13 protein-coding genes are annotated in these 15,618 nt (G+C 45.2%); 5 read left to right on the forward strand and 8 right to left on the reverse strand.

Annotated features, from left to right (window positions below; all coding sequences use genetic code 11):
• Positions 1-73 precede the first annotated feature (73 nt).
• Entirely contained in the window at positions 74-1,417 is a 1,344-nt protein-coding gene (locus ACLD71_RS20290) for a glycosyl hydrolase family 8 (RefSeq protein ID WP_411991805.1), read from the forward strand.
• Between the two features lie 50 nt (positions 1,418-1,467).
• On the opposite strand, the gene ACLD71_RS20295 is transcribed toward ACLD71_RS20290, so the two are convergent.
• Positions 1,468-3,237, reverse strand: coding sequence for a sigma-54-dependent Fis family transcriptional regulator (locus tag ACLD71_RS20295; protein ID WP_411991806.1), 1,770 nt, complete (start codon positions 3,235-3,237; stop codon positions 1,468-1,470).
• Positions 3,238-3,488: 251 nt separating this feature from the next.
• Between ACLD71_RS20295 and ACLD71_RS20300 the strand changes: the two genes are divergently transcribed.
• The gene (locus tag ACLD71_RS20300) at positions 3,489-5,009 is read left to right on the forward strand and encodes an aldehyde dehydrogenase family protein (RefSeq protein WP_411991807.1); all 1,521 of its coding nucleotides are present in this window, start codon (positions 3,489-3,491) and stop codon (positions 5,007-5,009) included.
• A 78-nt stretch (positions 5,010-5,087) separates the two neighbouring features.
• Here ACLD71_RS20300 and ACLD71_RS20305 read toward each other — a convergent pair whose 3' ends face one another.
• Positions 5,088-5,810: an SDR family oxidoreductase gene (locus tag ACLD71_RS20305; protein ID WP_411991808.1), complete on the reverse strand. Its 723-nt coding sequence runs from the start codon at positions 5,808-5,810 to the stop codon at positions 5,088-5,090.
• A gap of 136 nt (positions 5,811-5,946) precedes the next feature.
• Between ACLD71_RS20305 and ACLD71_RS20310 the strand changes: the two genes are divergently transcribed.
• Positions 5,947-6,789: a LysR family transcriptional regulator gene (locus ACLD71_RS20310; protein WP_137671554.1), complete on the forward strand. Its 843-nt coding sequence runs from the start codon at positions 5,947-5,949 to the stop codon at positions 6,787-6,789.
• Between the two features lie 7 nt (positions 6,790-6,796).
• Here the strand turns inward: ACLD71_RS20310 and ACLD71_RS20315 are convergent, their stop codons facing one another.
• Positions 6,797-9,211, reverse strand: a complete 2,415-nt coding sequence (locus ACLD71_RS20315; RefSeq protein ID WP_411991809.1) for a beta-mannosidase — start codon at positions 9,209-9,211, stop codon at positions 6,797-6,799.
• A 420-nt stretch (positions 9,212-9,631) separates the two neighbouring features.
• On the opposite strand from ACLD71_RS20315, the gene ACLD71_RS20320 reads away from it, so the two are divergent.
• Complete coding sequence (locus ACLD71_RS20320) at positions 9,632-10,276, forward strand: hypothetical protein (RefSeq protein ID WP_411991810.1); 645 nt, start codon at positions 9,632-9,634, stop codon at positions 10,274-10,276.
• Positions 10,277-10,318: 42 nt separating this feature from the next.
• Positions 10,319-10,684, forward strand: coding sequence for a hypothetical protein (locus tag ACLD71_RS20325; RefSeq protein ID WP_411991811.1), 366 nt, complete (start codon positions 10,319-10,321; stop codon positions 10,682-10,684).
• A 65-nt stretch (positions 10,685-10,749) separates the two neighbouring features.
• Here the strand turns inward: ACLD71_RS20325 and ACLD71_RS20330 are convergent, their stop codons facing one another.
• The 5 genes from ACLD71_RS20330 to ACLD71_RS20350 form a co-directional block, all read right to left on the reverse strand.
• Positions 10,750-11,277 (reverse strand): SixA phosphatase family protein, encoded by a 528-nt coding sequence (locus ACLD71_RS20330; protein ID WP_411991812.1) that lies wholly within the window; start codon positions 11,275-11,277, stop codon positions 10,750-10,752.
• 69 nt (positions 11,278-11,346) lie between these two features.
• Entirely contained in the window at positions 11,347-12,600 is a 1,254-nt protein-coding gene (locus tag ACLD71_RS20335) for a glutamate-5-semialdehyde dehydrogenase (RefSeq protein WP_411991813.1), read from the reverse strand.
• A gap of 9 nt (positions 12,601-12,609) precedes the next feature.
• Entirely contained in the window at positions 12,610-13,719 is a 1,110-nt protein-coding gene (gene proB / locus ACLD71_RS20340; RefSeq protein WP_411991814.1) for a glutamate 5-kinase, read from the reverse strand.
• A 105-nt stretch (positions 13,720-13,824) separates the two neighbouring features.
• Positions 13,825-14,259: a sigma factor-binding protein Crl gene (gene crl, locus ACLD71_RS20345; protein WP_235836131.1), complete on the reverse strand. Its 435-nt coding sequence runs from the start codon at positions 14,257-14,259 to the stop codon at positions 13,825-13,827.
• A gap of 34 nt (positions 14,260-14,293) precedes the next feature.
• Positions 14,294-15,523 carry an alpha/beta hydrolase gene (locus tag ACLD71_RS20350; RefSeq protein ID WP_411991815.1) on the reverse strand — a complete coding sequence of 410 codons (1,230 nt, stop codon included), beginning with the start codon at positions 15,521-15,523 and terminating at the stop codon, positions 14,294-14,296.
• Positions 15,524-15,618 lie beyond the last annotated feature (95 nt).

Raw genomic sequence — 15,618 nt, forward strand, 5'->3', positions numbered from 1 at the left:
ATACGAGTCAGTTCCATTCCCAAATAGACCCGTAGAAAACCAATAACCTGAGTAAAAGGTAGCGAACGTTATTATGACAATGAATATTTCGAGTACTCAAAGCAATGCTTTAATCAAGCTTGTAAAAACGGTGGCGTTTTGCGCTTTACCGCTAGGCCTAGCCTCTTGCGCTGCGCCAGTAGAGAAGTCGTCAACACCAGCGCAAAGCACAGCTGTAGCGAATGTAGCTAACACTGCACCTGGGGCATTTTACAGCGGTGAATACCGCAATGCATTTGTCGAGTTAGGTATTGCTAGCCCAGAACAAGTGAGCAAAAAAGTTAACGATACCTACCAACAACTCTTTTATTCAGATTCGCGTAGCGAAAGCGGTAAAGCAGTATTCTTCCCTGTTGGCGACGACATGGGCTTTATTAAAGACATTGGTAGTAACGATATTCGCTCTGAAGGTATGTCTTACGGCATGATGATCGCCGTGCAAATGGACGACCAAGAAATGTTTAACAAGCTGTGGAAGTTTTCGAAAACTTACATGCAGCACAAAGATGGTTGGTACCAAGATTATTTTGCATGGCACCTTAATGCGACAGCGCCATTTGCACACAAATCAGAAAATCCAGCACCAGATGGTGAGCTTTACTTTGCCATGGCCTTATTCTTTGCAGAAAACCGTTGGGGCGCAGGTGAAGGCATTAACCAATACAAAGATGAAGCCAATGTAATTTTGCAAGCGATGGTAAACAAGCCAGAAACCGACTCGCAAGTTACGATGTTCAGCCGTGAAGAAAAACAAATTTTGTTTGTAACTGAGAAAGGCCTAGGTGTTTACACAGACCCTTCTTACCACGTAGCCGCGTTTTACGAACTATTAGCTCGCTGGGCTGATGAAGACAATCAACTGTGGGCAGACGCTGCGCAAGTAAGTCGTGATTACCTATACAACGCTGCACACCCTGAAACAGGTTTGTACCCAGAGTACGCAGCCTTTAACGGTACCCCGCAAGAAACGTCGTTTAACGACATTAGCCATAAATCGGGTTACGACGCATTCCGCGTGATTGGTAACATTGCCATGGACCACCATTGGTTTAACGCAGACCCAAGACAGCAAGAACTCGCTGACCGCATGATTGGTTTCTACGCAGATGAATACAAGCGTAAAGGACAAAACTACGCAGTCCATGAAATGGATGGTCGTATTGTTTCTGAATGGGGCAGCTCTGGCCAAAACGCCATGAACGGCACCGCAGCTATGATCACTAACAGCCAAGAAGCAAAAGAGTTTACCGAACGTTTATGGAAGCAAGCCACGCCAACCGGTAAATGGCGTTACTACGACGGCCTATTACATATGTTCTCGGTACTACAAATGGCAGGTGAATACAAAATATACGGCCCAACCGACGCGACTCAATAGATTGCATTAAGTAGGCCGAATCACAGAGAGCTTCGGCTCTCTTTTTTTGCTTAGTGCTTTAATTTCAATTTCCGTAACTTTCTATACAGCGTATTTCGGCTAATCCCCAATAGCTTGGCGGCTTTAGTGATGTTGCCTTGGCAGCGTTGATACACCGACACAATATTCTCATCAATGGTTTGTTTTAGATCGTTTGGTGATGAATCACTGCTTAACGACAAATTCGCTAGCTGCTTTTGTAAAGACTCAGGTAAATCATTCCAATTCAACTGGCTTTGCTGCTCGGCCAGTAAACACGCTACCTGCATAAAGTTATCTAACTCTCGCATATTTCCTGGCCATTCATAGGCCAGCAGCTTCGCAAACAGTTCAAGGTCAATGCTTTGTTCACTAGTACAATAACGCTGATGTAACTGCCTGAGTAATTGGCTTTTATCGCTGCGCTCTCGCAGTGCTGGTAAGCATATCTGTAAACCATTCAGCCGATAATAAAGATCTTCTCGAAACAAACCGCTCGCCACGTGTTCAGTTAAATTAACGTGAGTAGCCGCCACCACTTGTACATCTACAGGAAAGGCTTGATTGCCGCCAATAGGCACCACTTCACGCTCCTGCAGCACACGCAATAATCTGCACTGTGCCGCTAAAGGCATTTCGCCAATTTCGTCTAAAAACAAAAATCCACCATCGGCTTGGCGAATTTTTCCAATAAAACCTTTTGGGTTAGCGCCGGTAAAGGCACCCGCTTGGTAACCAAACAACTCAGCCTCCACCAGTTCATTAGGTAAAGCGGCACAATTAACTGCTTGCAACAATTTACCCGAGCGCTGGCTTTGCTGATGCAAGCGCTTAACAAAGCGTTCTTTGCCTACACCTGTTTCGCCCAGAATTAACAGTGGAATCGATTTGCTCACTACTTTTAACGCATGCTGCCAAGCCTTATTTACCGTTGGGTCAAGGCTAAAATCTTGCTCGCTGCCCGCGTGAATCGCCTCATACTTGGCTGTACTTGGTTTAAGCGATCGAGTATGTAAATGTAATTTGGCTTTATCAGATTGCCCCTCACTACTCCATCGCTCACCTAAGTGCTCAGCTAAAGATTCTCCAATACTGAGCTGCTTAATAAGCTGCTGCGCCATTGGGTTATGACCAACAATCTTGCCCTCACTATCTGCAACAACAATGCCCTGCCAGCCAGAGTTAAGTAAGTGAGCTTGCGCCGCCAAATCAATTCTGTAGTGGCTTTGCGGTAGCTGACACAACAAGGCTGTTTCAACTTGCTGAGCTAAGCTGCTACTAAGATGCATAGTTTGTTGATTATGTCGCTGCTGTTCACTGGTAATATCTAACACCGCTATCATTTCTCCACTTGGCGAAAAAATAGGGCTAGCGGTGCAACTCATAAAACGATGTTGCTTTATAAAATGCTGTTCACCAATTACTGCCACCGTTTTTTGGGTAGCAATAGCGGTACCAATTGCATTGGTGCCTTTGTATTGCTCCAGCCAATTCACGCCAGTTTCTAGCGCAATATTCGCCAACTTATCGCTGTAGCGCTCAATTCCCCAATACTGAATCACATAGCCATCCATGTCTGACAAAATCAAGCGACTCGATGTATGTGCCATAAGCTGTTCAAACAAAGGATAGGCGTAACGCTCTACCAAGGTAATGAGCTGTTGGTTTTGGTAGTGGCGCTGCTGAAGATCACTGGACGATAAGCGTAACTCGGTAGGTGCAGCTTGCTCAGATAAACCCGCATGCTGGCTGCGAAGCCAAGAAGCATCAATAGAGCGAGGTAATTGCGGCTTGCTAATCATAGCGTTGTTCCAAAATGTAACACTTCCACTGTGTCAGATAATGACAGTGTGACACGCTAAGTCATTCCGCTGCTTTATAGCCCGTCACGCCCAAGAAACTTGTTTACCTTGCCAATCATAACTTTACATTTCATTAACAACAAGTTTCTGCAACTTGGTGCAAGCCTTGCTCTATAGGGTTAGCGCGCACCATAAGCGCGCCACAAAATGAAACACTTTAATAACAAATGGAATTATAAAAGGAATTGACGATGCTATATGCACAGCCTGGTACGAGCGGTTCATTAATTACATTTAAAGAGCACTACAACAATTTTATTGGTGGTGAATGGGTCGCCCCAGTAAATGGACAATATTTTGATAATCCTTCACCAGTAAATGGTGAAGTATATTGCCGGGTTGCTCGCTCAGATGCCCAAGACATTGGCCTCGCGCTAGATGCTGCCCATGCTGCCAGAGAAAGCTGGGGCAATACTTCAGTCGCCGAGCGCTCAAATATGTTATTGCGTATTGCCGACAGAATTGAGCAAAACCTTGAGTATTTGGCAGTGGCCGAAGCATGGGAGAACGGTAAAGCCATTCGCGAAACACTAAACGCCGATTTACCCTTGGTGGTTGACCATTTCCGTTATTTTGCTGGCTGTATTCGGGCTCAAGAAGGTGGTGCTGCCGATCTAGACGCCAATACAGTGAGTTATCACTTCCCAGAGCCATTAGGCGTAGTTGGTCAAATTATCCCTTGGAACTTCCCAATGTTAATGGCGGCTTGGAAGCTCGGCCCAGCCTTGGCGGCAGGTAACTGCGTGGTGCTAAAACCGGCAGAGCAAACTCCGGCATCCATTTTAGTATTAATGGAGCTGATTGAAGACCTAGTGCCCAAAGGCGTCATTAACATTGTTAATGGCATGGGTGAAGAAGCTGGCCAAGCCTTAGCCATTAGCCCGCGTATTGCTAAATTAGCCTTTACTGGCTCCACCGAAATTGGCCAACACATTTTAAAATGTGCGGCTGAATCACTGATTCCCTCCACCGTTGAGCTTGGTGGTAAGTCACCCAATGTCATCTTTGCCGATGTCATGGATCACGAAGATGAGTACCTAGATAAAACCATTGAAGGTTTGCTATTGGCCTTTTTCAACCAAGGTGAAGTATGTACCTGCCCGTCTCGCGCATTAATTCAAGAATCTATTTATGACAAGTTTATGCAGCGAGTATTAGAACGCGTAAAAACCATTAAACAAGGTGACCCTCTTGATACCGATACTCAAGTAGGCGCACAAGTCTCTAAAGGGCAGCTAGACAGAATTATGAGCTACCTCGAAATTGGCAAAAATGAAGGCGCTGAGCTGTTAACCGGAGGCGTTACCGCTAGCTTAGAGGGGGAACACAACAATGGTTACTACGTTCGCCCTACCATACTAAAAGGCACCAACGATATGCGGGTATTCCAAGAGGAAATATTTGGCCCGGTAATTTCTGTCACTACTTTTAAAGATGAAGCCGAAGCACTAAAAATTGCGAACGATAGTGAATATGGATTGGGTGCCGGAGTGTGGACCAGAGATATGAACCTAGCTCAACGTATGGGACGAAAAATTGAAGCAGGCCGCGTATGGATAAATTGCTATCACGCCTACCCTGCTCACGCTGCTTTTGGCGGCTATAAACGCTCGGGAATTGGTCGCGAAACCCACCAAGTGGCGATATCGCACTACCAAAATACTAAAAACTTATTAATAAGTTACGACATAAACCCGCTAGGCTTTTTTTAGCCCTTAACAACAAACATTCAAAGTAATCCCAAAAGCAAAAAAGAGAGCCTAGGCTCTCTTTTCTTTCAACGGCCAATACTAAGCAGGTTGGCCAGTAGCGGCTAATACTACTTCACGAATACATACGTTTTGCGGCTGTCCGTAAGCATAAGCTACTGCGTCAGCAATGTTTTGAGTATTCAGTACACCGCCCATTTCTTCTTTCCATACTTGATAACCGTCTTTAATTTCTTGGCTAGTAGTATGGCTAAGCAGCTCGGTTTCTACCGCGCCAGGGGCAATAACCGTTACCCGAACATTGTCACCCGCCACTTCTTCACGAATGTTTTCACTTACCGCGTGAACGGCAAATTTAGTGCCGCAATATGCCGCATGGCTTGGGAAGGTTTTACGACCAGCAATTGAGCTAACGTTGATAATGGTACCTTGCTGGCGCTGCTTCATGCTGGCCAATACAAGATGAATACCGTTTAGTAAACCCATCACGTTCACGTCTAACATGGTTTTCCACTCGCTTGGCGCTTGCTCGTGAGCAGCCCCTAACAACATTACACCCGCGTTATTCAATAACATGTCTACTGGGCCATATTGTGCTTCCGCATCTTTAATCGCCGCTTCAAAATCACCCAGTTCAGTTACGTCTACTTTACGACAAAGGGTATTTGGTAGGTTTAGAGCTTCTAATTTCTCAATGCGTCGAGCGACTAACAATAAAGGGTGCCCGGCTGCTGACAGTGTTTTTGCACAAGCTTCGCCAATACCAGAACTTGCACCCGTAATAACCACTAAAGGCTTAGACATAGTAACTCTCCAAATCTACATTTATAAAGGACTCAAACAGCTAAAAAATGTTGCTGCTCGGTAATGGCGCTAACTATAGTTCTGGTTTATATAGGTGTAAAATATCGTTTTCCTCTGGTTACCATAGGTTTTAATTATGGATGTACGTTTACTTAAATGTTTTGTGGCAGTGTTTGAAGAACGCTCGATGACGGCAGCGGCCGAGCGCTGTTTTGTGTCGCAACCGTCACTGTCTTCGGCCATTAAACAACTGGAAGCAGAGCTAGAGGTGCAACTGTTTGTGCGCCACAAACGCGGCGTAGATTTAACCGACCAAGCTCACCATTTATATCCTTTGGCGGTTCAAGCGCTGGGGCAATTGAATAAAATGTCTAGTTTGTTTGCCAACCTTCCCGCTAGCTTGCCGCTAAAGCTAGCTAACTTTCACGATATTAGCCCCAGCTTGTTTGCTAAGTTCATCGCTCACTGTAAGCAACAACAGCCCTTGTTTAAATTTGAATTATTGGACGATCAAGATACTCAAGCGCAAGCTCGCTTAAGCCTTGATGTATTGAAGCAAGAAGACGAATTATTTATTCCATTATGGGATGAAGACTATGTACTGTGTGTGCCTCAGCAGCACGAACTTGCCAAGCAGCAGCAAGTAGAGATTGCCGCGCTAAACAACTACGACTTTATTGAATGCGTGGCCTGCGAAGCCCACCAGCAAACCTTAAGCCTGCTGGCCTCGCAAGGCTTTGCAGTAAACCTAGTGGCCAAAGCCCAACATAAAACCCAAGTAAAACACCTAGTCAGCGCCGGTGTAGGCATATCATTCTTGCCAACTGGCGTATTAGAAACCGCCGCCGATTTACAACAAGTAAAACTGCTCGCGCCACGCATGTATCGCAGCATAGGCTTGTGCATAAAAGCCAGTGCCAGTGCAAAGCCAGAGCTAAGCGCGCTGCTAGACGCTGCTAAAACTTGGGAAGTAAACTAATCGGGCGCTAATAGCTATCTGCTAGGTGATACACCCTCAAGCTAGCCGCCATGCGCTCAAACTCATCACCCATGTAGTTAAGGCTTATTGGTTGCTGTGGCAGCAAAGTAAAACTTGAATCAGAAAAGCGGCCACTGGCGTCGCTTTCTAAATGCACAAAAAAAGCAGGTTTGTTAGTGCTTAAAGTTATGCGTTGGTTTTCCTCATCAAGCTGAACACTCACTTCTGCTTTGGCTATCGCTAAGCTTTTGTAGGCTTCGCCCACCCAAGTGTTTTGCAGTTCGTCTCCGTTTGAGCGCCATTGCACAATGTAAAAGCCTTGAGTGCGCTGTTTCTCAAGCTCAGCCAAAGGCATCGTCCAAACCACATCGTTAGCATCGGCAGCTATATTAAGCTCTAGCGCCCTACTAAAGCCTAGATCCCCTTGCCAGCTAACAAACTGCAATTGGCAATCTAGTAAACTAGCACTCACGCTATCTTTAATAAGGCGTAATTCTAAAGCCTTATCACTTTCTACAAAGCTTAGGTATTGCGGGGCGAAGAAGCGTTTTGCGTGATAATGCAGTTGCTTCCAGCGGCCGCTATATTCAATGCTCGACCACGAGCTTACCGGCCAATTATCATTAAGCTGCCAATACAGCATGCCTCTACATTGGGGGCTATTAGCTCGCCAAAAATCACAGGCTGTTTTAATCGCCAAGGCTTGTTGCACTTGGCTTAAATACAACATCTTTTCAAAAGAGGCAGGAAAGCGAAACAGCCGAGTAAACATCTCAGTAATAATGCTATTACCGCTTGGATTCTTTTGATGATTCTCAAAGGTGGGTGAAGTTACGTTCCAGTCTTCAGGCTCCACAAAGGTTTTTACCTCAGCCAACGATGGCCAAGATTGATAACCAAACTCAGAACAAAAACGTGGTTTTATGGTTTGATACGCCGCAAAGGACTTACCCGAATGCCATACATCCCAAAAGTGCATATCGCCTTGGCTATCATCATGCCACGCGTCGCCGTAATCTAAAGCGCCATTACAAGGCGAACTAGGCCAAAATACCCGGCTAGCATCATGTTGCTCTACTACCTGCTGAATGGCGCGATTAAGCCTGTCGTAATTCACCACATAACGTTCGCGATTGGCTTTAGATTCGGGGTACCAATTAATGGCACCAATCACTTCATTGTCACCACACCACAGCACAATACAGCTATGGTCACGTAAACGTTGAATCTGGTCGCTTAATTCAAGCTGCACATTGGCCACAAACTCATCGGTAGAGGGATACAATGAGCAGGCAAACATCATGTCTTGCCACACCATTAAGCCTAACTCATCACACAGTTGATAAAATTCATCGGCCTCGTATTGGCCACCGCCCCATACCCGCAGCATATTCATATTGGCGGCTTTAGCATCAGTTAATAGCTGGCGATAACGCTCTGCTGTTTGCCTCGATGGCATCGCATCAAGCGGGATCCAGTTAGCGCCTTTGGCGGTAATGGGGCAACCGTTAACAATAAAGGTCATGGCGGAACCATGTTGATCTTTTTGAGTCTCTAACGCCAAACTTCGCAAGCCAATTTTTTTCTCAATGCGCTGTTCAGCCAAACTCACTTGCAGCGTATATAAGGGCTGCTCGCCGTAACCTGCTGGCCACCACAACTTTGGGTTGTCTAAATGAATGCTCGCCACGCTGGTCTGGCTATCTAGCTCTGGGATAACCTCTACATGTTGGTCGTCAAAGCTAAGGTGAATAGGCTGCAAGCAATCAAGGTCATGCTTTATGGTAATCACCAACTCAACAGCTTGCCCTTGCCAGTGCTGCTCTACTTGGGTACTTAACAATCTCGCTTGATTGGCCAGCTTAATTTGCACCGGGTCATAAATACCGCTCACCATTAAACAAATACCCCAATCCCAACCGGCGTGGCATTGGCTTTTACGCAAACTGTTCATATAGGGGATTTGGTTATTGCTCATGGACGAAGGCACAACAAAAGGCAGGGTGTCAGCGCGTTGCTTGGCGGCAACATCGGCGCGATGGAAATACACCCGAAGCTTATTAGACCCAGCTTTAACATAGGGCTTAATGTTAAAGCGCCATAAGCGAAACATGTTGTCGCAACTGGCCAGCAGTTGGTCATTTAAGTAAACCTTGGCCACCGTATCTACTCGGCTTAAGGCCAGCTCAATAAAATCATGATTTAGCTGTTCATCACTCAGCTCAAACTCAGTACTCAGTTGCCAATCAGCTTGCCCCACCCACTGCACATCTTGCTCGTTACATTTCGAGTAAGGATCTGGTATCAAGCCTGCATTTAGCAAGGCTGAATGATTATCACCAGGGATTTGGCAGGCGACATCAATCTCAGGATAATCAGGAGAAGTTAACCGCCAATTTTGGCTTAGGTTTAGACGAGTCATTTAGCCCCTTACTGAGCGATACCGCTTTGCTTTATTAAGCAGCCTACGCATAGCGTATAAGGGCGACAACTTAGATAAAAATGCTTTGTGGGAAGCATCAAAAATTACCGGCATTGGCTGATAGAATTTCAAGAGATTTGTCATAGAGTTATAGGGTTTTTATAACTTTGTGCTTATAACTTCACCCACAAAAACACTGCGCTTATACACCAGCAAATGGCAGTTACTATTTTCCACAGACGCCCGCACACTTCCATGCTGATATTTTTATTAATTTTAGAGCTAGGTGGCTGATGTAACTTAGGAAAGGTGATAGTCTAATTCTTATTGAATGAGGGAGAGGAAGAAAGCCTCCCTCATTTCAACAAGGAGTTTTCCTCTTAATAAGTTCGTTAGGTTTTTAATCAAGTAAGGTAGCTAATGGAACTAGTGTGCAAAATTTTGGCTTGGGATTGGGGTGAAATGATCCAAGTTGCAACCGGTGTCGGAACATTGATAATCGCTTGGGTTGCAATGTCTACTTGGAAGAAACAGCTAAAAGTGCAAAAAGTTACCGGTTTACTCGATGAACTTACTGATTCTGTTCATGAATTTATTCATCAAGTTAGCCTGCCGACTCAGCAGCTCCAATATATTCGAATTGCAATTAAGAGCATGCAATATGACATGAGTCTAAACAATGAACTGAAACATCCCCGATTAGTTAGGTATATCGAAAAATCTGGAAATGAAGCGGCACTAAAGTTAAAGGACAATTTGATTCCTTGTGACTCTTCTGTCCACCGTATTCGCTCACTAATTGTTAAAGCTCAAGTTTTTCAAATCGAAGACTTCGATAAGTGTTCTAATGCATGCCTAATGTTGGTTTGGCAGTACGACCGACTGTGGGCTATTTACTCAATGCTGTGTAGTTCAGGTATGAACTGGGAGCATCCTGATGTTATCAAGCAGTTGGATGATATAGACAAAATAACACACATAGAGATTGAGCAAGCATTATCCCAGCACCAAGTGAAGTTTCTCGAATTCGTTAAAGAGACATACAATGAGCAGTACAAAACCTAACGAACTGTTTAGGAGTGATTCTAAACGCATGGCATTTTTACTATGAGCTGGAAGCCAATAACAGAAGTAGACCTTTGGGATAGAATAAATTCCGCATGTGATCGTATGACCGCTGAGCAGGCTAAGATCTGGGAGGTTATCAAAATTCATCCCCACAAATGGGAAGAAGAAACCTACGGTTCACTTGGTGGTGGCTTTTGGGTCGTTGCAATTATTGGATCTTCGATTGTTTGGTTCAACGACATTGAAGATGGTTTCAACCAATCTTCCTATAGTGAGTTTGGAAAAATTGCCGAGTATTGCTGTAACCAGGACGAATTAGAGTGGGCAGTACAAAATGTCATTAATTTACTAAACGAAGGGTATTATTCAGCCGGTAGAAGTGGCCCGCCTCAGCCTGTTACTTAACAAGGCTATTGACCTTATTCTACCAAACTTAGGCTAATCCAAAACGCCTTTAGATTCATTAAAATCTACAACCTTGCCGCCAACATCTTCGGTGTATCAAACAAACTTAAATAGGCGCTCTGCTCACTCCAATTTTGCCAATCTAACTCAACCTCAATCACCGCTAGGCTGGCGGTAGGAAACTTAATTAAGTCTTCACCCGTTAAGTAGTTAACTAGGTCTTCAAAGGCTGGATTATGCCCTACTAGTGCAACTTTGCTTATTTGCTTAGGTAAGCTTTGAATATGTACCAGCAAATCTGCCCAGCGAAAAGTATATAAGCTGTTTTCACAAGTGATTTGAAGGTCGACCTCTACCTCACTGCCTTTAAGAAATTGACTACGCTGTGCTAACCAATATTCGCAGGTTTGCTGGGCACGCAGAGCTGGTGAGTAATGTACTAATTCAAGCTGAGAAAACTGGCTAGCGTAGTGACTTGCCATAAGCTGTGCAGCTTTGTGGCCGCGCTCTGCTAAAGGGCGTTGTCTATCACCTAAACTTGGATCGTCCCAACTGGATTTAGCATGGCGAATTAACCAAAGTTGGCGAGACATACGCATACTCCTGCATCCCAAAAACAAAAAAGCCTGCAAAGCAGGCTTTTAGCATAAGTGAATTAAAACTTAAGGGCGAGCTAACATGTCGCCAATACCGATCCACTTGTAAGAGGTTAACTCCTCTAAGCCCATTGGGCCTCGTGCATGCAGCTTTTGGGTAGATACTGCTACTTCGGCACCTAAGCCAAATTGCGCGCCGTCGGTAAATCGGGTTGAGGCATTTACGTAAACTGCTGCAGAACCTGCAGCATTCACAAAGCGCTCTACAGCATTTAAGTTATTCGACAAAATAGCGTCTGAGTGGCTAGCGTTGTGAGTGCGCATGTGAGCAATGGCTTCCTCTACGTCTGCTACTACTTTCACACCTAAGGTATAGCTTAGCCATTCAGTATCAAAGTCACCTTCGCCAGCTACTTGTAAGTCTTTAGCGTTAGCTAAACCCGCCATGGCATTTTCAGTGGCCACTAATTTAACCGATGATTTATTCATGCAATCGGCTAGCATAGGCAGTAACTCGGCAGCTACGTTTTGATCAACCAATAGGCTGTCTAAGGCATTACATGCTGATGGTCGCTGCACTTTTGAATTCTCAATAACATTGAGAGCAGCAGCCAAATCTACCGAGTTATCAACGTAAATATGGCTAATGCCAAATCCACCGATAATCACCGGAATGGTACTGTTCTCCTGACACATTTTGTGCAGGCCAGCACCACCACGAGGAATAATCATATCCACGTAATCGTCTAAACGCAGTAGTTCACCTACTAGCTCGCGGTCTGGTTTTTCAATGTATTGCACTGCTGCCGCTGGCAAACCTGTTTGCTCTAAGGCAGATTGAATGACCGACACAAGCGCCATGTTTGAATGGAAGGTTTCTTTACCACCGCGCAAAATACTGGCGTTGCCGGTTTTTAAACATAAAGCGGCAATATCAATGGTTACGTTAGGGCGTGCTTCATAAATAACCCCTACTACGCCTAATGGCACACGGCGTCGTGATAAACGCAGGCCATTTTCTAATACGCGGCAATCCATCTCGCTGCCGATAGGGTCGTTAAGTGAAATGACGTTACGCACGTCGCCAGCAATGCCCGCTAAGCGTTCGCTGCTTAGCATTAAGCGATCGAGTAAAGCTTCAGATAAACCCGATTGACGAGCTGCATCTAAATCAATTTTATTAGCCGCCAGAATGCGCTCTTGTTGAGCTTCTAACTGATCGGCAATGGCCGCTAGCGCTGCATTTTTTTGGCTAGTACTTAAGGTTGCTAAATCAAAGCTAGCTTGTTTGGCTTGTTGCCCTAGTGTTTGTAAACTCATTTGGAATTCCTATTTCAATACTAAATCGTCACGGTGAACAGCAACAGGCCCGTAGCCATACCCCAGGGTTTCTTCAATTTTCTCTGAATGTAAGCCCTTTATTAAGTCCATCGCTTTGGCTTGGTAGCGACAAACACCGCGAGCAACTTCTAAACCTTTGCTATCGACAATACGCACTACATCTCCGCGGCTAAACTTGCCTCGAATAGCGGTGATGCCTTTTGGTAACAAGCTTGAACCACAGTCCATAATGGCCTTACAAGCACCATCATCCAATACCAACTCACCTTCTGGTGGAAAACCGGCCAAAATCCACTGTTTGCGATTTTCGAGAGAGGTATTGGAAGTAGGGAAACGTGTACCCACACTTTCCCCTTCGACTAAACGCGTAATCACATTTTCAGCATGGCCCGCAGCTATAATCACTTCAACCCCTGCTCTGCCAGCCACTTCAGCGGCTTGTAACTTGGTTGCCATACCACCAGTTCCTAAGCCCCCCACACTGCCACCTGCTAAGGCAATAATAGACGCGCTAATTTCCGGTACTACTTCAATCAATTTAGCATCAGGGTTGTTGCGAGGATCCGCGGTATATAAACCGGGTTGGTCGGTTAACAGTAGTAGCTTGTTCGCTTCACCCAAAATAGCGGCTAGCGCCGACAAATTATCATTGTCACCAACCTTAATTTCAGCCGTTGCTACTGCATCATTTTCATTAATGATTGGCACAATACCGTGTTTTAGCAACGCTTTGAGCATATCTTTAGCGTTGAGAAAGCGTTCGTGATCTTCTAAATCTGCTCGCGTGAGTAGCATTTGCCCAACATGCATATCGTAAATACCAAACAGGCTTTCCCAGGTTTGAATTAATCTACTCTGGCCTACCGCTGCCAGCATTTGCTTGTTGGCAATAGTGGGCGCAATGTTATTGTGCGTAAGCGAAAGGTGTTCACGCCCTGCCGCAATGGCGCCTGAAGAGACCACAATTAGCTGATGACCCGCTTTACGCAACAATGCGCACTGTCGCACCAATTCGATCATATGGGCGCGATCAAGTTTAGAGGTGCCTCCAGTAAGCACACTGGTGCCTAACTTAACTACAATGGTTTGCTTCAACATGCTTGTTAACTATTCCAACTCGGCTAAAACGCAAAGCGAGTATTCTACCTGATATTAATAAGACGCACAGACTCTGTGCGCCATTTTTTTGCGGAACTCTTCGGCTTAAGCTGCCGGGAGAGCCAAATTGGGGGATAACGAGGGAGCAGCGCTAACGCTAAGTTCTAACTTTTGTAGGGTTACTAGCAGCTTTTGGTAAAACACGTCTAAAGAGTCTTGAACTTCTTTTTGGTGTTTTGCTGGAATGGCGCATTCTTGCCACTCGCCCTGCTTGTCGTATAGTCCGAACCAGTAATGATATTCAAAATTGTCTTCGCTCACACGTAGCTCTAGCCACCAGCCAAAAAACTCGCGTTCTTCTGCTGCTGGTTTGTCACTAACACAAGAGGCTAGGCAATCAAAAAAGTACTGTTCTTTACTACTATGTTCCTTGCGAAAGTACGGCCCCATAGCGGTAAATCTCGAGGTCAACTTTCCATGGCTTGGCCAAGTCACTTCCATGCGCTTAATCTCTCCACAGTGATGGTTGTTCAACAACATTTTGTATCACCATAATGACCACAATTAACTGAAATCACAATTGCTTTTGTAGCCAATGCGTGACCTTTGTGAAGATTTGGTTGTAATTTTCTAGTGAATCCACCTCTTTTAGCATTTCAACTTCACAATGAGATGAAGCCATATTTAACAAAGAGATATCGGTTTGCGGGCTAATTGCATCATTCTTACGCCCCACCACAAACATAGGCAGCTTGGTGCGTGGCCCACCTAAAATGCCTTGGGTTTTGAGGGACAAGGGTAAGCAACGATAAAACAAGCTTTCGGTATTGCCTGCGTTGCTCCCGCTGCGATTGGCTAAACAGTCTTGATACATTTGTGGCAAGTTTTGGAAACGCTGAATATCGGTAAACAATCGGTCTACTGGTGCACCCACCGTCACTACTGCGCGCAAACGTTGGGAAGCGATAAATGCCAAACGTGCTGCTACGTTACCAGCAAATCGATAACCCAACATGGCAACCCGGGCATGGTCAACCCATGGCACTTCAGGGAGGTGGTCTAGCACGGCTAAGTGGATCTTGCTGCTGTCTTGTTGCAATTTCCAGTGAGAGCAATGCCCTGCACCTGGCAAATCGATACACAGCATGGCAATGCCAGCTGGTGCTAAGAATCGCTCAAAAAACGGATACAACTCGGTTTGAATGGTATCTAAGCCGCCGCTCACTAACACCACCGGTTTTACCGAATCGGTGTCTGGTAAATGCAAATAACAAGGCACTTGTTTGCCTTCAATAGGCACATTTATAATTTTGCATTGATACTGGCTGTGCTCCATAGCAGACACAAAATTACTATGAGCAAGCGCATGTGCAGAGGTAGCTAAATCGTCCCCTTTAAAATGCGGATAAGCCGCTACAGTGGCGCTGTAGCTGGCTTGCAAAAACTCACTGTAGGCCTGCTGTTGTTCACCTTTTTCAGCGGCTTGTTTAGCCTTAACTTGATGCCCTACCGCACGTTGCATCCACTCATAATTCCAGTTACCCGGTTGGTAACCGCCAATGGTGTCTAACAGCTCGCTGGTACGTGGTTTGTCGCACATGGCGATACTGGCAAACAAACGCTCGGTTTCAATGGGATCTAAGCCTAACCATGCCCAATATTCTCGGCGTAACAAGCGATACCAGTTTCTGCCTTCTTCTTGGCCTATAGCGGTTGATTGAGCCGCATTAGAGTTTGAAACAGTGGAGGTTTCTACCACATTAATACGTGGCTTAAACAATACTTCGGATAGATTTTCCTTCACAACAACTTACTCGCAGTCTTATTAATAAATAAAATATACCATAAAAAAAGGTCGCCACATTGTGACGACCTTGTTTGTTATAAGGTTTTAGTCAG

It is taken from the genome of Agarivorans sp. DSG3-1 (genome assembly GCF_046774965.1).
Classification (GTDB): Bacteria; Pseudomonadota; Gammaproteobacteria; order Enterobacterales; family Celerinatantimonadaceae; genus Agarivorans.